This is a genomic window from Paenibacillus xylaniclasticus, from assembly GCF_004001065.1.
Classification (GTDB): domain Bacteria; phylum Bacillota; class Bacilli; order Paenibacillales; family Paenibacillaceae; genus Paenibacillus_T; species Paenibacillus_T xylaniclasticus.
Window position 1 is genome coordinate 214,131 of the sequence record NZ_BIML01000007.1, and the last position, 22,928, is coordinate 237,058.

At 48.1% G+C, this 22,928-nt stretch carries 23 protein-coding genes; 11 read left to right on the forward strand and 12 right to left on the reverse strand.

Annotation, left to right across the window (positions count from 1 at the left end; all coding sequences use genetic code 11):
- Positions 1 to 35: 35 nt before the first annotated feature.
- Positions 36 to 1,121, forward strand: coding sequence for a glycosyltransferase family 4 protein (locus PXY01_RS11450; protein WP_127569969.1), 1,086 nt, complete (start codon positions 36 to 38; stop codon positions 1,119 to 1,121).
- Here the strand turns inward: PXY01_RS11450 and PXY01_RS11455 are convergent.
- Both PXY01_RS11455 and PXY01_RS11460 read right to left on the reverse strand, forming a co-directional pair.
- Positions 1,118 to 2,017: a hypothetical protein gene (locus PXY01_RS11455; RefSeq protein WP_127569970.1), complete on the reverse strand. Its 900-nt coding sequence runs from the start codon at positions 2,015 to 2,017 to the stop codon at positions 1,118 to 1,120. The genes PXY01_RS11450 and PXY01_RS11455 overlap by 4 nt on opposite strands.
- Positions 2,014 to 2,568: a GNAT family N-acetyltransferase gene (locus tag PXY01_RS11460; RefSeq protein ID WP_127569971.1), complete on the reverse strand. Its 555-nt coding sequence runs from the start codon at positions 2,566 to 2,568 to the stop codon at positions 2,014 to 2,016. Before PXY01_RS11460 ends, PXY01_RS11455 begins: the two co-directional genes overlap by 4 nt.
- A gap of 517 nt (positions 2,569 to 3,085) precedes the next feature.
- On the opposite strand from PXY01_RS11460, the gene sfnG reads away from it, so the two are divergent.
- Both sfnG and PXY01_RS11470 read left to right on the forward strand, forming a co-directional pair.
- Complete coding sequence (gene sfnG, locus PXY01_RS11465) at positions 3,086 to 4,162, forward strand: dimethylsulfone monooxygenase SfnG (protein ID WP_127569972.1); 1,077 nt, start codon at positions 3,086 to 3,088, stop codon at positions 4,160 to 4,162.
- Between the two features lie 57 nt (positions 4,163 to 4,219).
- Positions 4,220 to 5,425: an acyl-CoA dehydrogenase family protein gene (locus PXY01_RS11470; RefSeq protein ID WP_127569973.1), complete on the forward strand. Its 1,206-nt coding sequence runs from the start codon at positions 4,220 to 4,222 to the stop codon at positions 5,423 to 5,425.
- A 107-nt stretch (positions 5,426 to 5,532) separates the two neighbouring features.
- On the opposite strand, the gene PXY01_RS11475 is transcribed toward PXY01_RS11470, so the two are convergent.
- The 3 genes from PXY01_RS11475 to PXY01_RS11485 form a co-directional block, all read right to left on the reverse strand.
- Positions 5,533 to 6,441 (reverse strand): aldo/keto reductase, encoded by a 909-nt coding sequence (locus PXY01_RS11475; protein ID WP_127569974.1) that lies wholly within the window; start codon positions 6,439 to 6,441, stop codon positions 5,533 to 5,535.
- Between the two features lie 89 nt (positions 6,442 to 6,530).
- On the reverse strand, positions 6,531 to 7,436 hold the full coding sequence (locus PXY01_RS11480; RefSeq protein WP_127569975.1) for an RraA family protein: 906 nt from the start codon (positions 7,434 to 7,436) through the stop codon (positions 6,531 to 6,533).
- A gap of 32 nt (positions 7,437 to 7,468) precedes the next feature.
- Positions 7,469 to 8,854 (reverse strand): mandelate racemase/muconate lactonizing enzyme family protein, encoded by a 1,386-nt coding sequence (locus tag PXY01_RS11485; protein ID WP_127569976.1) that lies wholly within the window; start codon positions 8,852 to 8,854, stop codon positions 7,469 to 7,471.
- 366 nt (positions 8,855 to 9,220) lie between these two features.
- Here PXY01_RS11485 and PXY01_RS11490 point away from each other — a divergent pair, with 366 nt between their 5' ends.
- From PXY01_RS11490 to PXY01_RS11515, 6 genes are all read left to right on the forward strand, one after another.
- Positions 9,221 to 9,874 carry a GntR family transcriptional regulator gene (locus PXY01_RS11490; protein WP_127569977.1) on the forward strand — a complete coding sequence of 218 codons (654 nt, stop codon included), beginning with the start codon at positions 9,221 to 9,223 and terminating at the stop codon, positions 9,872 to 9,874.
- Positions 9,875 to 9,924: 50 nt separating this feature from the next.
- A complete protein-coding gene (locus PXY01_RS11495; protein ID WP_127569978.1) occupies positions 9,925 to 11,085 on the forward strand; it encodes a helix-turn-helix domain-containing protein in 1,161 nt (386 codons plus the stop codon).
- 133 nt (positions 11,086 to 11,218) lie between these two features.
- The gene (locus tag PXY01_RS11500; protein ID WP_127569979.1) at positions 11,219 to 12,169 is read left to right on the forward strand and encodes a carbohydrate ABC transporter permease; all 951 of its coding nucleotides are present in this window, start codon (positions 11,219 to 11,221) and stop codon (positions 12,167 to 12,169) included.
- On the forward strand, positions 12,166 to 13,002 hold the full coding sequence (locus tag PXY01_RS11505) for a carbohydrate ABC transporter permease (RefSeq protein WP_127569980.1): 837 nt from the start codon (positions 12,166 to 12,168) through the stop codon (positions 13,000 to 13,002). Before PXY01_RS11500 ends, PXY01_RS11505 begins: the two co-directional genes overlap by 4 nt.
- Before the next feature lie 48 nt (positions 13,003 to 13,050).
- Positions 13,051 to 14,385: an ABC transporter substrate-binding protein gene (locus tag PXY01_RS11510; protein ID WP_127569981.1), complete on the forward strand. Its 1,335-nt coding sequence runs from the start codon at positions 13,051 to 13,053 to the stop codon at positions 14,383 to 14,385.
- 231 nt (positions 14,386 to 14,616) lie between these two features.
- On the forward strand, positions 14,617 to 15,066 hold the full coding sequence (locus PXY01_RS11515) for an aminoacyl-tRNA deacylase (RefSeq protein ID WP_127569983.1): 450 nt from the start codon (positions 14,617 to 14,619) through the stop codon (positions 15,064 to 15,066).
- A gap of 278 nt (positions 15,067 to 15,344) precedes the next feature.
- Here PXY01_RS11515 and PXY01_RS11520 read toward each other — a convergent pair whose 3' ends face one another.
- The 7 genes from PXY01_RS11520 to PXY01_RS11550 all read right to left on the reverse strand — a co-directional run bounded on the left by PXY01_RS11520 (position 15,345) and on the right by PXY01_RS11550 (position 21,153).
- Positions 15,345 to 15,809, reverse strand: a complete 465-nt coding sequence (locus PXY01_RS11520) for an RNase H family protein (protein ID WP_246027889.1) — start codon at positions 15,807 to 15,809, stop codon at positions 15,345 to 15,347.
- 202 nt (positions 15,810 to 16,011) lie between these two features.
- Entirely contained in the window at positions 16,012 to 17,505 is a 1,494-nt protein-coding gene (locus PXY01_RS11525) for a glycoside hydrolase family 43 protein (protein ID WP_127569985.1), read from the reverse strand.
- A gap of 83 nt (positions 17,506 to 17,588) precedes the next feature.
- Positions 17,589 to 17,774 (reverse strand): hypothetical protein, encoded by a 186-nt coding sequence (locus PXY01_RS11530; RefSeq protein WP_127569986.1) that lies wholly within the window; start codon positions 17,772 to 17,774, stop codon positions 17,589 to 17,591.
- Between the two features lie 26 nt (positions 17,775 to 17,800).
- A complete protein-coding gene (locus tag PXY01_RS11535; RefSeq protein ID WP_246027890.1) occupies positions 17,801 to 18,496 on the reverse strand; it encodes an ABC transporter permease in 696 nt (231 codons plus the stop codon).
- Positions 18,489 to 19,412, reverse strand: coding sequence for an ATP-binding cassette domain-containing protein (locus tag PXY01_RS11540; protein ID WP_127569988.1), 924 nt, complete (start codon positions 19,410 to 19,412; stop codon positions 18,489 to 18,491). The genes PXY01_RS11535 and PXY01_RS11540 overlap by 8 nt, the downstream gene beginning before the upstream one ends.
- Before the next feature lie 80 nt (positions 19,413 to 19,492).
- Positions 19,493 to 20,434 (reverse strand): sensor histidine kinase, encoded by a 942-nt coding sequence (locus PXY01_RS11545; RefSeq protein WP_127569990.1) that lies wholly within the window; start codon positions 20,432 to 20,434, stop codon positions 19,493 to 19,495.
- Positions 20,431 to 21,153 (reverse strand): response regulator transcription factor, encoded by a 723-nt coding sequence (locus PXY01_RS11550; RefSeq protein ID WP_127569992.1) that lies wholly within the window; start codon positions 21,151 to 21,153, stop codon positions 20,431 to 20,433. The genes PXY01_RS11545 and PXY01_RS11550 overlap by 4 nt, the downstream gene beginning before the upstream one ends.
- Positions 21,154 to 21,372: 219 nt before the next feature.
- On the opposite strand from PXY01_RS11550, the gene PXY01_RS11555 reads away from it, so the two are divergent.
- Together PXY01_RS11555 and PXY01_RS11560 are read left to right on the forward strand one after the other, a co-directional pair.
- Positions 21,373 to 21,846 (forward strand): CBS domain-containing protein, encoded by a 474-nt coding sequence (locus tag PXY01_RS11555; RefSeq protein WP_127569993.1) that lies wholly within the window; start codon positions 21,373 to 21,375, stop codon positions 21,844 to 21,846.
- A 158-nt stretch (positions 21,847 to 22,004) separates the two neighbouring features.
- Positions 22,005 to 22,688 carry a DUF2238 domain-containing protein gene (locus PXY01_RS11560; protein WP_127569995.1) on the forward strand — a complete coding sequence of 228 codons (684 nt, stop codon included), beginning with the start codon at positions 22,005 to 22,007 and terminating at the stop codon, positions 22,686 to 22,688.
- The last annotated feature ends 240 nt before the right edge of the window (positions 22,689 to 22,928 follow it).

Below are 22,928 nucleotides of genomic sequence, written 5' to 3' on the forward strand. Positions count from 1 at the left end.
CACTTGATATTATTTGAAGGGGAGCATGGAATGAAATGAAGCTGCTAATTATAGCTCCGGAGCAAATCGCTGTCCCTCCTTCAGTAAGCGGATCTGTTGAGAATTGTATTTATCAAATTGCCAAACATGCTTCGAACGAGCATCAGATTACGATCGTCAGTGTACTGCGGAATCATCTGCCTCATAAATCGGCCATGAACAATTTGACCATTCTCCGTGTTCCCGGCGGCTCGAAGCGGGTTTATTTAGCAAATGCGCTTCGTGCGGTAAAGGGAAGGTCGTATGATCTCATACAAATAGATAACCGCCCCCGATTCGCCCGTGCCGTTCGACAAGCATTCCCGAATACACCGATCTCGATCTTCTTACATTCCTTAACTTTTGTATCCAGCCCTATGACGACAACTAAGACCGCGAAGGAGGATTTGAAGCATGTCGACATAATAATTGGTAACAGTAAATCGCTTCAAAAGTCTTTGAAGAATCGTTTTCCCGCTCACAGCAATAAAATAAAATTCGTCCATCTTGGTGTGGATACGGACAAATTTCGGCCTGGAATAAAGCCGAATTCTAATCGGTTTCGCGTCCTCTTTGCAGGGCGGCTTATACCTAGAAAGGGAGTGCCTACGCTGCTTAAAGCGGTTCGAATAGCCCGAAGGTCTGCTCCCTTCATTAGCTTGTCGGTAGCTGGAGGTACAAGGAAGACAGCCTATACAGCTTATTTGAAGCGGATGGCACACGCTTTGAACATCCCTGTAACTTTTACGGGCAATTTATCTCGCAAGAGGATGCCGGCATTCTATCGAACAGGTGACTGCTTCGTATGTCCCTCTCAAAAGCATGAAGCGTTCGGATTGGTCAACGTAGAAGCGATGGCAAGCGGTCTGCCTGTTATTGCTTCCAGGAACGGCGGCATCCCTGAAATCGTCCAGCATGGAAGAAATGGTCTGCTTGTTGAAAGATACCATGTGCCCTCTGCATTTGCTGCCCCAATCGTCAAGCTCGCGCTAAATTCGAAGCTACGCCGACTCTTATCAAGGCGTGCCAGAGTGGACGCCTTGAATCGTTTCAGCTGGAGACGGACTGCAGCGAGATTAATGGGAATCTATTCGAGGTTCTAGTCGATCGAATCTTCCGGCTCGGTCAGCGGACTGCAGCTATTTGCAAGCAGCTCCATTTTTTCTCTTTCTCGTAGATCGTTTATCCGAATTTGCTCGGCGGCAGGCAGATAACGATCCCATTCGAGAATGCAGTCCGCCTCCTCCCAGAGCGTTAAGTACTCCTTCTCAACGAGTTCATACAATCGGCTTTGTTTGATTAAGTTGTAGGTGAAGAAGTCGTTAGCCGTAATTCGATGATTGTCTTCATCGCGATTATGCATGAACGGCCCTGTGACAATATGGGAATCTACCTTATACGTGTCGCTGAACAACGGCTTCTTCGTAAATCGTACCTCGCAAACCTGTTCGATCGACAGCTCTGCTTCTATACACGCTTTCGAGATGGCGTTGAACACTTTACAGTAATTGTCGATGACACGATCATTTTCTCCATAAACTAATTTGAAGCCTTCCAGCCAGGGAGGGGATATTAATATTTTTATTTTTGCCCCTTGATGAATAGGCCGCGGCAAGCTCGCGGTGATGTTGCTTGTCATAATTAACCGGTAACCGGACATCCAGACTTCCTTGTCACACGAATTTAACAGCTGCTCCAGCAGCTGCTTCTTGTTGAAATGAAGATCGCTAATGCCGAACTCGTGGATGCCTTCCAGCAGCATATCGTTCTCATGACTTTTATATTTCACATAAATGTCAGCGATAATAGAGAAGATCGATGCTAGCAGTGATGTCGCGATGGCCAGCGACAGCTCCGGCACTAAACGGATCTCCTGCAATGGGGATACGTAGATCACAAAACAACCAACTACGCTTATCCCAAGCATTAACACTGCATAAACATTGTTGTGAAGCTTGTAAGCTTGCAGCTTATTCCACAGGGAGCGTTTGCTGTTCATGAGCGTGCCGATTCCTCCGTCATACGTTGTCGATAATAAACCGTATCCAGACCAAGGCCTCGGCCATTCTGAATTCGTTTGATTTCCTCCATCCCAATCTTATGTAATACTCGAATATGCTTATCATTCGTAGACCAGGTTCGCGTCATGATTGGCTGATTATAATGGTTTGCAATTTTCGCTAGCTCCGCATAAAAGCGTGTCGTGATTCCTTGTCCACGATAGGTTTCTTCCACAATAATCGTCGTCACATATAATGTTGGGAGCCCGTCATCAATATCCTGTGAGAGATAATGTGGCCGGAACGATACGAATCCAACAACGACTTCTCCATCTAACGCCAGTATGAAAGATTGCTCCTTTAACGTTTCAAAATATTGCTTCGGCTGTTGCTTCTGGGACGGCAGTGCGGATAGATTCGTTTGATACGTATTCTCACGGGATGAAAGCGGTGGTATAAAGTCGGTGTCATAACGACAGAGTAAGCTCCAGACACCTTCTAACCCGTTGGGCTCTGTCAGGGTCTCGTAATACAGCATTTGAATGGTCATGATGTCTTCCTCTCATTTCTGTAGGTGATAACTATCATTGTATACTGAAACAAGCTATCCGGCACTAACGTTCCTTGATTGTCCTTCGAATTTTTACATCCATTTCTTCAACAATAAATGGAGAATTGTTGGTTATCCAACACAGCTAAATTGCAGTCATCCGATGAATTTCTCCAAAAATCCAGCGTTATCAACGGTTCTACATCTCCCCTCAATTTCAGTTAAAATGTAGATTATTTCTTAAATCGACCTCAAATTCCCAAGTCTTGTTTGTTAACCATCATTTTCGAAAAAAATGATTGTTGCTAGATTACGGCAAATTGCTATTATATACATTAAGCCGAGTAATTCAATTGGAAAATGCTCCAATGAAGTAGGCGCTGGAAATTTATCATTTGCCGATTAGTCAACTAAAGGCACCTGAAACGAGCAAGAGGTTCAGGTGTTTTTTCTTTTATATAGACAAGGGCATTGCCCTTATCTATATACAACTTGAACTCATGGAGAGGTGAACACAGTGACGTTAAAGTTTGCTTACTGGGTACCGAATGTCAGTGGCGGCTTGGTTATTTCCAAAATTCCGCAAAAAACCGGCTGGTCATTCGAGGATAACGCACGTTATGCCAAGCAGGCGGAGGAGGCCGGATTTGATTATGCTCTTCTCCAAACGCGGTTTATTGCAAGTTACGGCGCTGAGAACCAACTGGAGGCGATTACGCTTGCAGCTGCGCTCGCGGCGGTGACTTCTAAGCTGAAGCTGATCGCGGCTGTGCTGCCTGGATTGTGGCATCCGGGAACGATTGCGAAGGCCATTACGACGCTCGATCAAATCAGTCATGGCCGTGCGGCGATCAATATCGTCAGCGGCTGGTTCAAAGGCGAGTTTCACGGGCTGGGTGAGCCGTGGCTCGACCATAACGAGCGTTACCGGCGGTCGGAGGAATTTATCCGAGTGCTGAAGCAGCTTTGGACGGAGGAGGAGACAAGCTTCCGAGGCGATTTCTACCGTATCAACGGAGCGCCGCACAAGCCGAAGCCGCATACTATTCCGCCGGTGTTCCAAGGAGGTAACTCTGCAGCTGCACGCGAAATGGCAGCGCGAGTGTCGGACTGGTATTTCATGAACGGCAATACGCTCGACGGATTCCGTTCCCAGATTGAGGATGTATCGAAGCTGGCAGCGGCTGAGAACCGCAAGCTGAATTTCGGTGTCAACGCTTTTGTTATCGTTCGTGATACGGAGGAGGAAGCGCGTCAGGTGCTTCGGGACATTATCGCATATGCCGATCCGGAAGCGGTCGAAGGCTTCCGCAGCCAAGTACAATTTGCTGGCAAAGCGTCTCCGGAGCAGGAGGGCATGTGGGCGAATTCGAATTTCGACGATCTGGTGCAGTACAATGACGGCTTTAAGACTGGATTGATTGGAACAGCGGAGCAGGTAGCGGACCGAATCATCGAGCTGAAGAAAATAGGCGTTGACCTCATTCTGACGGGCTTCCTTCATTATGATGAGGACATTAAAGCATTCGGAGAGAAAGTCATTCCGCTTGTGAGAGAGAAAGAAGCGAGACTGCTCGGCACGTCGGCAACCTAATTCGCTTTGTTCATATTGGATGATAAGCAAATTAATTGTATAAGGAGTGATAGATCGATGAGTATACAAGTGAACCAAGTGAACACCACGCTGGACTATGAAAGTCTAAGAGCTGAAATCCGCCAAATCGTAGACAATAACATTAAGCCGCGGGCGGAGGTTATAGATCGGGAAGGGAAGTTTCCTAGAGAAAATTTAGAGGTGTTAGCCGAAACCGGGTGGAACGGCGTGCTCATCCCGGAGCGCTTCGGAGGCCGCGGCTTGGATCATGTCGCGTTCGCCATTGCTGCAGAAGAGGTAGGCAAAGGCTGCCCATCGACATCACTTGTCTACGTGATGCACGTCGGCGCCGTTCAGACGATCGTTCTGTACGGCAACGAGGATCAGAAGGAGCGTTGGCTGAAGCCGGTGCGCGCCGGGCTGATCGGTACCTATTCCACTAGCGAGAAAGCTTCGGGCGGACACTGGTGGTTTAACTTCAGTGAGGCCTCGCGTGATGGCGAGGACTACTTGCTGAATGCGGAAAAATCGTTCACGACGAGCGCCGGGCAAGCGGATTTCTACGTGTTCCAGACGCGCTCACCGGGGGCGCAGACACCGACCGACGTCAGCTTTTTTATTGTCGATTCGAAGCTTCCGGGCATTACACCTGGCAGATGGGATGCTCTTGGTGTGCGCGGCAATCATAGCGGTCCGATTACGTATGAGAACGTTCGAGTTGCGCCGAAGGATAAGCTCGGCACCGAGGGGCAGGGCCGCGAAATTTTGGAGAGCGGCGTGTCGCCGGTTTATTTGATCGGGCTAGGGTCCACATGGCTTGGTGTTGCAGAGGCGGCGCTCGAAGCGGCGGTCCAATATGTGAAAAATATGATTCACCGGGATTTCAACAAGCGGCTTGCAGATTATCAAATCATTCGTCAGCAGCTTGCAGAGGTGAAGGTGCTGATCGAAAGCTTGAAGCCGTGGCAAATTTCGCTGGCGAAGCAGCTGGACGATTTGCAGGCGCAAGGACGTCCGCAGGTGGAGCTGCTGATGCCGCTTGTCGAATTCAAAATTCATGCCGCTGAGGTTGCGAATAAAGCGACGAAGGCAGCACTCGATGTCACAGGCGGTTACGGCTACAAGAAAGGAATATTCGAAAGACTGTTCCGCGATGCGCGCGCTGGAATCGCAATGGGACCATCTAACAATATCGCTCGGGAATGGGTAGGTAAATCGCTTGTCGGCTTGCCGCTGGAATTGTGGCATGAAGGTGGAGACTGATCGAGTCATATTATAACAGCGTAGAAATTTGAAAAGCGTGAGACAGCTCTTGCCGAAGTAGTCTCACGCTTTTTGGCAGTGGCGCCGATTTCATCACAGCCGCCGCATTAGATGGAAAGCGCCGAACGGCCGATTGCGTCCAGACGCTTCTTCGCTTCCTCGTATACGTCTTGTGGAAGCTGCCCCCGCTCGGCGTAACGGATATTTTCCGCCAAGTGAATGGGATTTTTGGTGCCGACGATTGTCGTCGTCATGAAAGGGTGGGACAAGGTGAAGCGTAGTAGAAACCCGGTCCGCTGCTCGCCATGCTCCAATAGATCATCCAGCTTCGCTTGCTCCCAGGCGCTCCAGCGCTCCTCTGAACCGCGTCCGATGCCTGGCTCGCCTTGGCCAACGCCTCCGCGCACGATTATACCGGCTCCGGTACTCGCGGCTTTCGTAATCCATTCCTCGTGCTCGCGCTCTAGGGCGGAGTAAGGCAGCTGGAACGTATCGAACGTTCCCCAATCCACGAAAGGAGGAAGGTTCGGGAGATAGGAGGATACGCCAATGTAACGGGCTTTGCCGCTTGCTTGAATTTCTTTAAGCACGTCAACTAGCTCGCCCTCTTCTGCTTGCTGAGGCGTTGGACCATGCAGCTGCAGCACATCGACATAGTCCGTTTTCATCCGTTTCAGGCTTGTATCGATATTATGAAGCAAATTATCTCGTGTCCAAATATGGGATGTCTCGTCATGGTCACCGCAGTCGGTAACGCAGCAGCCGCATTTGGTCGCCAGAATAAATTCGTCCCGACGGTGGCTGATAAAGCGGCCGATCAGCTCCTCGCTGCGGCCATAATCGTAAGAGGTGTCGATGAGATTAATCCCAGCATCCAGCACCGCATTCAAAATGCGTCCTGCCTCGGCGTCCTCGATTGGTCTTCCGCTCCATACGCGCGGCCCCCGAATTTCCATGGCGCCGTAGCTCAGTTTCGTAACTTCTAATCCAGTGCGGCCTAATAACGCTTTATCCATCGCTGCAGCTCCTTCTATAATCCAATATATAACATCTATGTTCTTTATATCATTTGAATAATAGACTGGCAACTATACCAGTTTCCACCTTACAATCGTACGCTGCCGGAAGGGCCGCAGCTTTCATTGCTGCGAGCCTCCTCCAGCTCTTGCTCCCATGTCAAATGCTGATAAGGGATGGCGGCAGGGTCGGTTGCGAACCATTGCAGGAAGTCATGCCACATCTCTATCGTCCAGGGGGCATCGATTTGTGCAGTTGTATAGGTGCTGCTGCTAAGACGGGTAAAGCCGAACAAGTCGCGTATTTGGGATTTCTCCGCGTGGGTGGCCGTCAGCTCTGCCAAGTGGGCCGGGATAAAAATAACGCCTGCCGGTGTACCGAGTACGACGTCGCCTGGAAGGCAGACCGCTCGGCCGATGCGGACTGGAACGTTCATGCCGACCATCGTAACGTCGGCGATCGCCGTCGGATCGCTGCCCCGATAGTAAACATTAATATCCTCGATCTGGGTAATCTGTTGAATATCTCGAATGCCGCCCCAAATGACAGCCCCACCGGTCTTCGTACGAGCCGCAATTGCAGTAGACAGGTTGCCGCCCACGTAAGTGCCTTGATAAATCTTGTCGAACATGTCGATGACGACGACATCCTCTTCCTGCAGCGAATCGATAACCCATTGGTTAAAAAAGCCTTGGCGTCCCTCTTGCTCATGTCCGTAACGCAGCAGCGTGTCATGCAAATCCGGACGCTTAGGCACCATAACAGCCGTTACGGCACGGCCGACCATCACTTTGTTCGGATGAATGATTTTGAGATCGCCCTCGAATTGATAGAGATACCCTCGCGACCAAAGCGGTCCCCATGCTTCCTCCAGCGTAATCCGGCTTAATCGGGCGAGTACGCTTGACGGTACCTTGGGCCGGCCGTCCGGGAAACGCTCGCCTTGCCACAGCGGTGACAGTTGAATCGTATCCTCGGCATGGTTAAATTTCATACCTGACACCTCGTTTTTCTTAATATGACGGCTCAACTCCAAAGCCGGTCGTTGGACCAGCAGCTGTTCCATTCTTCGGTAGGGAGCCATAGTCCGGGAATTTCTGGATGCACATGCTGCGCGATGACCTCATCATTCAGCGCCTCGATGCCAAGTCCCGGCGCATCAGGCACTTGGATAAAGCCGTTCTGGACAAGAGGTTTCGGCAGCTTGCTGATGATTAGATCGTCCCACCATTCGACATCAACGGAATGGTATTCGAGCACGAGAAAGTTCTCTGTAGCTGCTGCAGCATGCACCGCGGCAAGACAGGCAATCGGGCTTTCCGCCATGTGGATGGCCATTGCGACGCCGTATTCCTGGGCCATGTCGCCAATTTTCTTCGTTTCCAGAATGCCTCCGGTCGTCAGCACGTCAGGATGAATGACGGACACTCCTCCGGATTCGAGCAGCGGCTTGAAATTCACCTTCAAGTAAATATCTTCTCCGGTACAGATTGGAGTCGTCACACTGCTTGCGAGCCGGGCATATTGGCTCGTATACTGCCACGGAATCATGTCCTCCATCCAGGCAAGATTATATTTGTCGATACGGCGACCCAGCTTGATACAATCCTGTAATCCGATATGGCCGAAATGGTCGACGGCGAGCGGGACCTCATAGCCGATGACGGCGCGTACGTCGGCGACATACTGCTCCAGCATATCGAGACCTTTGTCGGTAATACGGATGCCCGTGAACGGATGTGCGATGTTATACAGATCGTAGTGGCGGTTACGTATGTCCCGCAGCTCTTGCTCCGTGAGGGTCGACTGCTTGCGGGAATAACGGGCTTCGGATAGCTTTTTCATTTCTTCCAAAAAGCCGAGCGGAGCGCTTAGCGTTCCAGGCTCGTGAACGAGTTGATTAATGCCGAGATCCATCTTGAGGAAGGTGAAGCCTAGCTCCATCCTTCGCTGCAGCGCTAAGCCCATTGCCGTTCCCGTATCTTTGCCGTCGACGGCTGTGTCGCAATACATGCGGATACGGTCGCGGAATTTTCCACCCAGCATTTGGTAGACCGGCATGCCGTAAGCTTTGCCGGCAATGTCCCATAGAGCAATCTCGATGCCGCTTACGCCGCCGCCTTGTCGGGAATGTCCGCCGAATTGCTTAATTCTGCGGAACAGCTTGTCGATATTACACGGATTTTCGCCCAGCAGCCTGCTTTTGAGCTGGAGGGCAAACCGTTTGTCAGCGCCATCGCGCACTTCGCCAAACCCAATGATGCCTTGGTTCGTGAACACTTTAATTAACGTGCAGTGCATAGGAGCGCCAACAATATCGACACACCGGATGTCGGTAATGCGAAGCTCCGAAGGCTTAGAGCAGGTGTTGACGTAAGATAACGTGCTTTCATAGCTGTCATCTGGAGTCATGGGCATTGCTCCTGTACGTAAATAATAGGGTTGGAATGGTGCTTACATCAAACAGGGTCGTTATAAACGAGGTTTCTTCAAAAATGCCACTATTCGACATGAAGCGGATTGCGTCGAAATTTGAAAGGAGTCTTTCTTATACCGTGTATAGAGGAGATAGTTTCCTGTTACATGACCATCTTACCGAGCGCTCGAAATGAAATGCGACGCTGTAAAATTATCATTTTGTTTGATTTTTTGCGGTAGAAACGATTGAAAACAAAAGCGTAATTTTCAGCTTGACATTCCTGTTGGAAGCGGCTAGCATCAAATTATCGATTATCGATAATCCATAAAATTTTCCAATTGTTAAGGTGGTGAGAGACCGTGTCCATCGAAACAGCCCCTTCAGCGAATAGTCCGATCTCGCTTAGCGAGCATGTTTATATCACCTTAAAGAGGCAGATTATGAAGGGTGAACTGCTGCCCGGACACCGCATGATTGTTCTAGATATTGCCAAGCAATTTAGCGTCAGCCAAGCGCCTGTCCGAGAAGCGCTGGAGAGGCTGAAGCAGGAAGGTCTCATCGTTGGCAAAATGAATAAAGGCTCAGCTGTTTCCGAGATTACGGCTCAGGAAATACGAGATATTTACGAGCTCCGCCAGATGGTAGAAGGACATGCGCTGCGTGCAACGATGAGGGTGCTGGAAGAGAAGGATATCGCTTACCTTGAAAGCATTATTGACGGCATGCGGGAAGCGATTGACAAGGAGGACCCGTACCGGCTGGTCGAGATGGATATGCTCTTTCATGGCTATTTTTATTTGCGGAGCGGGAATGCGCTGTTGTACGACATCTGGAACAGCATCAAATCGAAAATTATGCGCTTTATTACGATTACGAACCAGGATCATCAAGGCTACTCCATACCTGATTCTCATACCGAAATTTTGGATATGATTAAATCCGGCGACGTCGACCTTGCGGAAACGAAGCTGGTAAGGGGATTAGATTTTTATAAAAATTACACAGGGGAATAGTATGGAGCCACGAGGGCTTATCATCTCTTCTTAAAGAGAGGAGTACGATCATGAAGCAAGGGGTAATGGCTCGTGCCCGTACAATAAACGACCTGCTCCTCGGCAAAGGCTTAGCTGCCGGAACGATTAAGAGGCATCTGGAAGAGAGCGGCCTTCATGCTCATTATGCTTATCCGGCACTGGCTCTATTCAGCGTAAGCACTGCAGAGTTAAACTTATGGTCGCGAGCAAACGCTGCAGATGAGCTGTATACCGCCATCAAGCGTCATGGGCCGGATCATATCGCAATACTTCCGGATGACCAAGGGCATATCGGAATGCTTTTCTCTTGGGATGACCGCGAATGTATAACGGAGCTGTACAGCAGGATTTGCAATCAAGAGTACAGCTTCGACCCTCAACAGATTTCACTTGGTATTAGCAATCCTTATCCGCATCTATCGGATTTGTACCACATCTACGAGCAAGCTCTCCTCGCATTGAAGCATCGTTTCTACTTAGATCATTCACAGCCAATATATTTTAGCAGCATTCCTGAGTACGCCAGCCATTTCGAATATCCCGAGGATCGGGAGGAGGAAATTTTGAAGCTGTTGACGAGTAATTCAACCGTTGAATCGTCAGCAATCCGGCGGGCGATAGAAGGGTTCTACGTATCATTAACTCAGCATGGTCCGATTCCGGTTAATCAGGTCGTCGACGCGACACTGCAGCTTCTGATCCGCCTGCAGCTTCAGGTCAAATCTGCACTTGGCCAGCCTCACCTATGCAGCACGCCGGCTATTACCACGCTCATGCAGCTGCATTCTCTGAAGGAAATGGAAGAAGCGGTATACGCAGCGATTACAGCAATGGGGAGGGCAGCCTCTGCCTCGTCGCATGCCTCGGACAGCTTCAATCGCAGCATTATTAGGAAAGCGGTTGCATTAATGGAAGAAGAGTATGATCGGGCATCGCTTCATTACGTTGCTGAGAAAGTATTCATTACTCCCGCTTACTTAAGCTCCTTATTCAAATCGAAAATGGGTGTCACATTTATCGAGCATCTGACCCGCATACGAATATCCAACGCCAAAAAACTGCTCAAGCAAACCCAGCTGAAAAACTATGAGGTTGCCCAGCGAGTGGGCTATCAAAACCCTCGTTACTTCAGTCAAATCTTTAAGAAGAAGGTCGGCATGTCGCCAAGCGGATTCCGGGATGCAAACTAATGCACAGTACCTCTCTCGCCTTGATGAGGGAGTGTAAAAAAACAAACCAATTCATAAATCTGCTGCATGTACACGTGTAAGCGATTTCAATAAAATGAGCCTATTAGATGGCATGTGGGGGGATGAACTTGAGATGAAGGCTGAAGCAGTAATTAAGCCGGCGGTAAAGCAGCGCATGAAGAAGAAGCTCAAAGGTACGAACGATAACAATCTTGCTGGTTATCTATTCATTTCACCTTGGCTGCTCGGCTTTTTGCTGCTGACGGCCTGGCCGATCATACAGTCGTTTTATTTATCATTTACGGAGTATTCGCTGCTTGAAGCCCCGGTCTGGACCGGCACGCAAAACTACGTCAACATTTTCACTAACGATTCTGACTTTCGGACCTCGCTCAAGGTCACCTTTACGTTCGTACTGTTTTCTGTCCCGCTCAAGCTGTTCTTCTCCTTAATGGTCGCTATGCTGCTGAATAAAAATTTGAAGGGCATCAACTTTTATCGGACGGCGATCTACTTTCCTTCTCTTATTGGCGGGAGCATCGCTGTTGCAGCGCTATGGCGCAATATGTTCAACCTGAACGGTTACTTCAATCAAGTGCTAGCCTGGTTCGGCATCGAGGGCATCGGCTGGATCACGAATCCACACACCTCGCTAGGCACATTAATTCTGCTCAATACGTGGCAGTTTGGTTCGACGATGGTCATCTTCCTTGCTGGCTTGAAGCAGATTCCGGCTGAGCTTTATGAATCGGCATCGGTCGATGGCGCTTCGAGACTGCGAAAGTTCGTCCACATTACGCTTCCGATGCTGTCACCGGTCATGTTTTTTAACTTAGTTCTCGGCATTATCGGTTCCTTCCAAATGTTCACCTCTGCCTTCATCATCACGCAGGGAGGCCCGATCAATTCGACGTATATGTACGCTTTGTTCCTGTACGAGAAAGCATTCAAGCATTATCAGATGGGGTATGCGTCCGCGCTCGCTTGGATTCTTCTTGTTATCGTAGCGCTAATGACCGCCATTAACTTCTTCGTATCGCGTTATTGGGTATTTTACGAGACGGATGGAGGGAAGCAAAGATGATCCAATCGGTTAAGAAAAATCCGATCACCAGCCATCTGCTGCTCATTGTGTTTTCCCTCTTGATGCTGTATCCGGTTATTTGGTGGGTTGGCGCTTCGCTCAAGACGACGGCTGAGATGAGCTCGCCCTCGATCTGGCCTTCTAAGCCGATGTGGGAGAACTTCACGAAGGGCTGGCAGTTCTCGCCGGAATTTACGTTTGGTCATTTCTTCATCAATACGCTCACGATGGAGTTCTGGAACGTGCTGGGCGGCGTTATTACAAGCGCGATCGTCGCATATGGCTTCGCACGCTTGAACTTCAAGTTCCGCGGTCTATTATTTTCGATTCTATTGCTTACGATGATGCTTCCAGGGCAAGTGACGATCGTACCGCAGTATATTCTCTACAACAAGCTGCAGCTAATGGACAGCTACATCCCTTTAATTTTGCCCCATTTCTTCGGCGGCGGCGCATTTTTTATTTTCCTGCTGGTGCAGTTCATAAGAGGCATCCCGCGGGAGCTGGACGAGGCCGCCAAGATCGACGGTGCATCTGTATACGGCATTTTTTACCGGATTGTTCTGCCCTTGATTAAGCCTGCATTGGTGACCGTAGCGATCTTCACATTCATATGGAGCTGGGACGATTTTTTTGCGCAAGTGCTGTATTTGAATTCCGTCAGCAAATTTACGGTCAGTCTCGCGCTTCGTATGTACGTGGATCAGTTTGAAATTCAATGGGGCAGGCTGCTCGCGATGTCCTTGCTCTCGGTTGTGCCGTCTACGATTTTGTTCTTCTTCGCGCAGAAGCATTTCGTCGAGGGAATCGCCACGACAGGCTTAAAAGGATAATGGCTTTGCAGTACCAGTTAATAAATATTAGGTAAAGGGGATAAAAGAATGAAGCAGAAAACAGGATGGGTTAAAGGATTGTCATTACTGATGCTCGCTGCGACGATGGTCTTGACCGCTTGCGGCAGCGGCGGATCGAGCGACTCAGATTCGAACACGTCGACCGACAGCGGCAGCGGCGGTGACTCCAAAGCGTCGGTGAAGCTGAAAATTATGTGGCAAGGGCCGGACACCCGCCACCAGGCGATGCTGAAAACTCAGGAGCTGTATACGAGCAAGAATCCATCGATCACCTTCTCCCCTGAATATATGGCTTGGGACGATTATTGGAAGAAGCTTCCGACACTGGCCGCGTCTCATTCGCTGCCGGACGTTCTTCATATGGACGGAGCGTACATTCACGAATATGCGACAAGAGGCACGCTGGAGGATTTATCGGATATCGATCTGACCGGTGTGATCGACGATAAGACGTTGGAAAACTTAAAAATCGATGGTAAACTATATGGCATTCCAATCAGCCGCAATGCGCAAGGGATCGCGTTCAATAAGGAGGCGCTTGAAGCCGCAGGCATTGAACTGCCGAAGAAAGACTGGACTTGGGACGAATACTTCGACTTTGCAAGAAACGCGCGCGCCAAGCTGCCGGATGGCGTCTATCCGATCAATGACTCGGATACGTGGGATTTCTATCAGTACTATCAGACGTCGTACGGCAAAGGACCGATCATTCAAGACGACGGCAAAAAATTTAATCTGGACAAAGAGCTGTTCATGAAGTTTTATGGAATCTTCGATGAATTCCGCAAGTCCAAAATCGTACCTCCTGCTGACATGGTCAGTTCCTTCAAGGAGAACGATCCGCAAGCGGACCCAATGGCAAGCGGCAAAGTGATGACGCGAAGCGCAACGGTCGGTTCGGTAGGGGCGCTGGAGCAGTTAATGCCGGGGAAAGTGGACGTCGTCAACATTCCGGTCGGACCGGAAGGAGGCGGATGGGCACAGCCGACGATCTTCCTGAGCGTCAGCACCGATTCCAAGCATAAGGAAGAAGCGAAAGCTTTCATTAAATGGTTCGTTACGGAGAAGGAAGCCGGATTAACGTATGGCATGAACTTCGGGATTCCAATCTACGATGATATTTATGAAGCGCTTGAGCCTACCTTGGCACCGAAGGATAAGCTCGGCAATAAATTGTACGATACGGCGAAGGATAAAGCGCTGCCGTTCTACCCGGCTGCGGCAGGCTGGACGGAGTGGGTAGATAATTACAAGAAAACGATCGATGCTGTTATGTTTGGCCAGAAATCGATTGAGGCAGCCTATAATGAAATTTCGAAAGCTGGCAATGCGATTGCGGAGAAGCAGAGCAGTAAAGGGTGAGTTGAAGTATGCCTGCACGTCGTGCAGCCTTCTCGCGTAAATAGCTCGTGCCGAACGGCAACGAAGCCAAATTTGTGCACTCTAGAGTCAAATGTGAAAGATAAGTCAAAGAAATGCTGCACAAAGAGCAGACATGATAAAGGGGCCGGTCCGTCTGTTAGTTATCACTAACTCTCTGGGCCGCCTCTTTATCTGGTTCATCATAGGACGTTTTAAATCGGGAGGATGATCATGGAGCAGTTAAGATCATTATTAAATCAGCAGCAGGTAGAATACGAAATTATTCAGCATACGAATAAAATCCATAGCGCTCAGGAAGGGGCAGACTTTCTCGGCATTGCACTTGGACAAACAGCCCCGGTATTGATCTTGAAAGCAGATAACAATCGATATTATTCGCTCATTCTTTCGGGTGATTATGGACGGGTTGATTTGGATGAACTAAGAGAGTTGCTGCAGCATAAAGAGATCAAATTGGCTAAACCGCAGGAGGTCGAGCAAGTAACGGGCTGTAAGATTGGAGACGTCTCGTTAATCAATCCGAATCTACCGTCCATAATGGATAGAGGGCTGTATCGATTTCCTTACATTTATGGCGGCACAGGAGTACCGAAGACGACGTTGAAAATAAGCCCCTTAGATGTGGAGAAGCTAAATCAGGTCGTAGGTTATTTAAGATAGTTGATGTTCCGGAATTGTATTCGTTTGGATTGAAAGTGATGCCAATACACATTATGAGCGTTGAAGATTACATCCCCTTATTAAGAAATCCGTCTTAAAAAAGAGCATCTGTTGGATTTGGCAGCGATAAGAGAAACAATCAGTTTAAGGAAAAACGAATTCCAATATGAATAAGAACAAAATACTTCTGGCTGCAGAATTATATTTTACAAGGGGTTGAGCATGACGGATCAGCTCCATGCTTCAACCCGTACACGTTTAACGATTATCCATACAGACTATTGCAGGCGAGTGATAAAGCCCATAGCTTCATTTAAAGCTGCTTCTCTAGCCGCATTGTGAGCCAGCCGATGAAACGTATTGTTGTCCTTATGTTTTCTCATATATTGAATTCGGATGTTCACCTCGGAGAAACGGCGGCGGAGAACGGCTAATACGTCTATTAATTGGTTTCTTCCTTGCTCGTCATGCGAATGGGAGAAGCGCTCTTGGACCAACAGATGTGTAATGCGGCTGCAGTCCGTATAAATGACAACGGACTTCGGTCGATGCTCCATTAAGGCGGCCGAGAGTGTTTCTAGACTATGGATTATTGCCATCATCTCTCCGTAGTTCGAGCCTCGATCACACTCAATCGGTAGTTTCTTGGCGGTTACTTTAATGTTGTGATGATACACGAGAGTACATGCTGCCCCATACAAATTTTGCGAGGCAAACCCAGCATAATCACAATATAGAAACATCGTACCTTTGTTTTTTATATTTTGCCTTAGTTTAGGGTTGGCCCACGCTTCCTTAAATACCCCGTTATGGATGTAGTCTATAATCTCACCCTCCAAGCTTTATCGACTATGCTATTAGTATTCACGAATAGCATCGAGTTGAAACCTTGACAGCCCCAAAAGTAACGGCCTCAAGTCTAAGACCCAAGGCCGATCAACATTTCTATTCGTATTCACAAGCAAATTTCGAAAACTGTGCGGAAGCGCCTTCGCCAACGGCGTACAAGCCGATGATAACGCCCGTAAATCCTCCGGCAACCTCTGATGAGAGGTATTTGGTTTGTGCCGTACCCAGTGGAATGGTTTGTTCATCCAGTTGAAGAGAGAAGCTGTAGCGCTCATGGCTTGCTTCGACAAGTAGCTGCACTTGCCGGTTCGCTCCGAGCGGAACAACCTGCTGCTCATGCTTGATATCGCCAATGTTCAGCCGCAGAACGGCCTCGAATCGTTCCTCCGCTTGGCGAATGGCCAAGTCGTAATGCTGCTGCTCGTCCATATATAGTGTGATCCCAGCCTCACCGCGGCGCGTCAGCTCTACTTCACAGGAAAGGTTGGCGTTAAAGTCCTTCTGCCGAAGCCCGATGAACGTAGGGGAATCTGCTTCATCAAGCGTAACCTTGGTTCCTGTGAGCGTGATTCGATCTTCACCAAGCGTATAATTCTCCTGATGAGGATGACGCAAATAGCACCAATCGATATCCCATGCCGTGTTTTCGAATGTATACATTTTGTTCTCTTGTTGAACGACGCTGTCGGATATCCGGTCGGTCTCGAAGGAGATCGTAGTCGTTCCGTTATGTCCGGCTGTAAACCAGCCATCCTCGTGAAATGTTACCGGCGCCAAGCATACTTCTCTACCTAGGTGATGATATGGAATCCACATGCCGATTTGACGAAAGGCGAGATGAACGATCCACCAATGTCCTTCGTTGTCCTGAATCAGGTCGCCATGGCCGACGGCTTGAAGCTCATAGCCGCCCAAATTCCGGTTCGTCAGTACAGGGTTATGAGGATAGGCTTCGAAAGGGCCGTATACTGATTTGCTTCGTGCGTAAGTGATCATATGTCCGAACTCCGTACCGCCCTCGGCTGCCATCAAATAATACCAGCCATTGATATGGTACATATGCGGGCTCTCAAGGAACCGTCCGCCCGTTCCGCGCCAGAGCGGACGGCTTGGCGTCAGCCTGCGGCCGGTAGCGATATCAATCTCACATTGGAGAATGACTCCTCGGCCGTCATCATCTGCGCCATTGCTCATGAAGAATGCTTTGCCATCCTCGAAGAACAGGTCGGGATCGATTCCTCCCTGATCGATGTAAATTGGTTCTGACCATTCGCCATATACATCGTCGGTCCAGACAAAGAAATTTTGCCGAGTTGTGTCATTGGTTGTCGTCATATAAAATCGTCCGTTGTTATACCGTAGGGTAGGGGCGAAAACGCCGCCAGAGCTGTTCACTTTATCGAGCATAATCTGACTCTTACGTGTTAAGACGTGGCCAATCTGTTTCCAGTTGATCAAATCTTTACTTTCAAACAGCGGGACGCCTGGGAAATATTGCATCGAGCTGCATGCTAAGTAATACGTATCGTCAACCTTGCATATGCTCGGATCGGGATAGAAGCCTTTGATTACCGGGTTGTTAAACTTCATGCTCCACCTCTATCGAAAACGTTTTAGGTATGATCTGTTTATTATAGTTTGAGGGGAGCTATTAATCAATAATTTAACGGCGGTCAGCTTTTGGACTTAGCCTTAACTTTCGCAAACAGCAGCCAAATTGAGGAAAGAGTACCTAGTCCGGCAGAACCGATCAAATTGATGATTTCATCCTTGCTTTCGGTTGCGAAGTAAATTATTCCGTTCACAATGAATGATACGCAGCTAAGCAGCAGGACCCACTTCATAATGCGGATCGTCATTACTTCTCATTCCTTTCAGAAATTAATTATTGGAGTACGTCGATTTGCTCAATCTTGCGAATCGACCAATAGGAGATGGCTGCGCCTATCAGTGCTAAGCTGATTGGCACCGCGATAACCGAGTATAGGGTAAAGCCGTTAATATTCTGGCATACAAGGGCAGCTACGAGAATGGACGAGACGATGGTGGTCGGAACCGAATATTTACGCATGCCAAAGTACAGTGGAATTAATCCCAGGAAGCTTATCGCCAGTCCACTCATTGCCATCTTCAGCAGCGATTTAACTGCGAGCTGCCACGTCAAGGGTTCTTGTACAACGGACGTAAAATGGTTGCTTATATACAAGCAGGCTCCGACAAACACATTAGCCGTAATGGACATCATCAATGTAAACAGTACGACGATGAGCAGCTTAGCGATGATAAGCTTCTTTCGGTTAATAGGGTACATAAAAAGCACCGATATCGTTTTGCTGCGGAACTCGCCGATTACGAGCTTAGAAAGAAGCACGGATGCGAACACGATATAGGTCGCCCGAACGAGTGTGTCGCTGAACATGAACAGCTCATTGTATTTCGTAAGCGACATGTCGTCCCGTATTTCAGGAATACTGCTCATCGCGAAAGAAAAAGCGAAGATCATGATATTCGCAATGATGGCAGCAGGAATATAGGAGATGATTCGAAATTTGCGGAGTTCAAGCTTTATCAGTTTAATCAATGACGCCGCCTCCGTTCAGAATGGACATAAAATAATCCTCCAGCGATCCTTTTTTCTTATGAGCAGCTGTAATTTCTACTCCTTGCAGCACTAAATCCTTGATCAGCTCGCTTGGCTGTAGTCGTCCATCATAGATGCGGATTGTACCTTCGTCTGAGATACGGATGTTAGACAGCTGCAGCTTGTTTTCAAGGACGAACGCGGCTTTTCGAGTATCGTTCGTCGTAATTTCGATAAATTCAGCGGTATGCTCGGTAATTCTCTCCATCGAAACCTCTTTCATAAGCCTGCCGTTGTTCATAATCGCAATCGTATCGGCAATTAATTCGATCTCACCGAGAATGTGACTAGAAATGACGATAGTGATCCCATATTGCTTGCACAATACATGGAACAAATTGCGAAGCTCCTTGATGCCCAGCGGATCGAGGCCATTGATCGGTTCGTCAAAAATGAGCAGCTCAGGCTTCGTTGTAATGGCTCGGGCAATGGCGAGCCGCTGCTTCATTCCGAGTGAAAACGTGCATACCGCTTTGCCGTCGATTCCATTCAATTGGACAAGCTCAAGCGACTCATCAATCGACTTTTTATTATGGTAGCCCATGTACTCACAGTGCAGCTCCAGGTTTTCGCGGGCGGTCAGCTTATCGTAAAAGATCGGATGCTCGATGATCGTTCCCATTCTGCCAAGCAGCCGATAAGAAGTATCGGTTAGCTGCTCTCCGAACAGCTCGATTGCTCCAGCCGTAGGCTTCACAAGGCTCGTAATCATTTTCATAATCGTGGATTTTCCCGCTCCGTTCGGACCTAGTAAGCCGTATATCTCGCCGGTCTTGACGTTCATGTTGACGTTCGAGACGACCTCTTTGCCTCCATAAGTACGGGTCAAACGCTTGGTCGTTATGATGGATGTCATGTATTGCCTCCTTCAAGTGTTCTTAGCTGTATCGTAATCGTTTAAGTTTTCTTTTTTCTTTCTCAAATCTTACTTATTTCTTACTTTGCATAAGAACAGCGCTGCAGTCGTACAGTGAATACGGTTTTGTCGTAGGGTCTGCTGGTAATACGAATCGTTCCGCCTAATGCTTCGAGCAGCCGCTTCGTTATCGTAAGTCCAAGGCCGCTGCGCTGGAACGACTGGTTACGCGAGTCTTCTAGCGTGTACAATCTTTCGAATACCCGATCCTGCTCATGCTCGGGGATGCCCTTGCCCTTGTCCCATATGTCGATGTAGACGAACTCTTCATCGGCTCGTAAAGCTAAGCCAATAGCTTTGCCTTCTCCGCCATGCGTAATGGCATTGGAGATCAGATTGTTCAGAACCCGGTTCAGCGCTTCTTCATTCCCCCATGCATGCAGCGGAAGCTCAGGTATGGAGATTGCGACTTCAAAGCCTTGGGCGGTCAACGTATCATAAAAGGCCAATAGGTTAGTTCCGCAAAGGTCGTTCATTTGAATCAATGAGAGAGGTAGTACCGTATCGCCTGACTCCAATCTCGCTAAATCAAAAAATCGACGTACTAACTCTAAGACCTCGTTCGCTTTGTGATGGACTTTCGTAAGGAGTAACTGCCGATCCTCGGCATTCATATGGGGATCTAGATTGATCGTCTCGATATAACCGAGCACAACGGTCAGCGGTGTCTTCAAATCGTGGGAAATGTTCGAGAGCATCTTCCGCATTGACTGTTCCATTCGGATAAAATCAGCAGCCTTCTGCTGGTTATGCTCCAGCAAGTGATTAATTTCGACCAAGACGGGAATAAGTGCACGATCATCTGTAAAAAGCAGGAGCTTCTCGCTGGAGCGATTGGCTATGATAGACTGTAGGCTGTCGCGAACCTTTATCAAGTTAACGCTTCTAGTATGATAAGCACGATATTGAAGCCCAATAACCGTAATGAGAACGACAATGATCAAGGAGAGTATGACTATCATGGCGCGGCTCCTTCCCATCGGTAGCCGATTCCCCACAATGTCTTAATGAGCTGGGGCTTGGAGGGATCAATCTCGATTTTCTCTCGTAATCTGCGGATGTGGACATTAATGACATTCTCGTCGCCGTAATATTCCTCATTCCAAATAAATCCGAAGAGCTGTGCTTTCGTAAATACGCGATTTGGGTTTAAGACGAACAGCATTAATATGTCGAATTCTTTGGCCGTCAGCTTTAAATCTACACCGTTCATGGAGGCGGAGAAATTGTCCAGATCAATTCGAAGGGCGCCGAAGGTGTGAATGCTCGAAGCCGTATTGAATTGTCGGTCGGGGTGAGAGCTCGAATAGGAATAGGTTGTGGCGCGTCGTATTGCCGCTTTGATCCGAGCGGATAGTTCAATGAGAGAAAATGGTTTCGCAATATAGTCGTCGGCACCGAAGCCGAGTCCGATCGCTTTATCGACGTCACTGTCCTTCGCAGACATGACGATAACGGGTACGGAGCTTCCTTGCCGAATTTGTTTAATTACTTCGATCCCGTCCAGCCTCGGCATCATAATATCGACGATGACAAGATCGAAGCGATGCTGCTTGAAAGCGTCGATACCGTCTAAGCCGTTCATCGCGACTGCGACCTCGTAACCCTCCTTGGTTAAATAGCTTTGCAGCATCTCGACGATTTGACGGTCATCCTCAATCAGTAATAGGTTGTACGGCATAATCCTCACTCCAATATCTCTCTAAATATGGCTATCCCTTATCATACGTGTGACTTTATAATAATGGCAAGTATTGGGAGATACCGTACACATGCAATGCGTGCCATTATTCGAGATTTCGGTCAGGAGCTCTACTGTCTGTTAAATAAATCACAGCACTCTTTCTTTGAAATTGACTATAATAATTTTGCAGGAACAACTTATGAGGAGCGCGATATCATGAAAGCAATGGATATCATGAACGAACATGTCTATAAGGTCAAAGAGAATGATACGGTACGTTCGGTCATCGAGAAGTTTATCGATTATAACATTAGCGGGCTTCCAATCGTTAACGATCGGAATGAAATTGTAGGCTATATCAGTGACGGCGACATTATGCGCTATATTGGCAAGAAGAGCGATAGGGTTGTCGGCAACTTTTATTATATTGCGGTCATTAGTGATCCAGAAATGCTGGAAGATAAGGTGAAGCACATTCTTGATCTGAACGTGCTCGTTATAGCGAAGCGCAAGGTTATTACCGCCGATTGGGATGAGGAGCTTGATCAAGTAGCGGCCATACTCGGGAAGAAGCAGATAAAGAAGCTTCCGATTGTTCGCAACGGCGTACTGGTCGGCATTATTAGCCGAGGAGACGTTATCCGTAACGTGTTTCGTTCGGTTATGAATGAGGAAAATAGCGTGTGTTAATGGTTTGGAGTACACTCGGTTTTCGCTTTAGTAGGCGGAGCCGAGTTTTTTGTATTTTTGGGCATTGTTCGCGATTGATGGTTTTTAGTGTGGATAGAATCTGGGGATTACGGCGACCATAACTATAATCATGGAAATTACGAAAAGAGGTAGCCGTAGTGAGTCGATATTCCGGTACAGAGAACGACCGGACTGGATGGTCCGACCGTCTTCGCAGTCACAATATTCCTTTCCGGAAGAATGGACTGTTGAAAACGATAATTGTATTATTTGCAATCTGGTGGATTTGGATGGCTATTAAACCGCATGAATGGAAAGTATGGGCGGTCGAAAATGTTCTTCTTCTCGCATTCGTAATCTTATTAGTATGTTTATACCGTGTATTCCCACTTAGTAACTTATCTTATTTGCTAATTGCTGTATTTCTAGCGATGCATGCATATGGCGGTCATTACTCGTATCAAGATACGCCTGTTGATCAGTGGTTGAAGCATACGCTGCATATTAAGAGAGGCTTCTATGATCGGATCGTACATTTCGCTTTTGGTCTATTGATGGCTTTCCCGGTAAGGGAAGCGGTGCTGTACGAACTGAAGCTTATTCGTACACGTCAGTACGTCGTCACATTCGCCTTCATCGTTGCGGCAAGCGGGCTTTTCGAGCTGCTTGAGATGTGGGCTGCTTATTTGTTCAATAAGAAATTGGCAGCCAAATATATTGGGCTCGAAGGTGACCCATTTGACTCACAGAAAGATATGACGATGACATTGTTTGGGGTTCTCATAGCGATAGGTTTGTTTTACTGGATTAGACATGTTCAGAATAACAAGAAGGCGGTTTGATACATTGTTTCTAGAGCCTGCATTATGGTGTGGGCTCTTTGATCACATGGAATGAACTGTGCATTGTTGATCAAGTACAATAAAATAAATGTGAATCTTCGGTATGGGTTATAGTAGAAGGGATATTATTTACAAAAAAATATGCATATTTATTGATTAAAAAGGGTTGCATACTAGCAGCGATCCATGGTATATTCTAATTCCGGTCGAGAGAAAAGACGCCGGCGAGAGAAACGAACG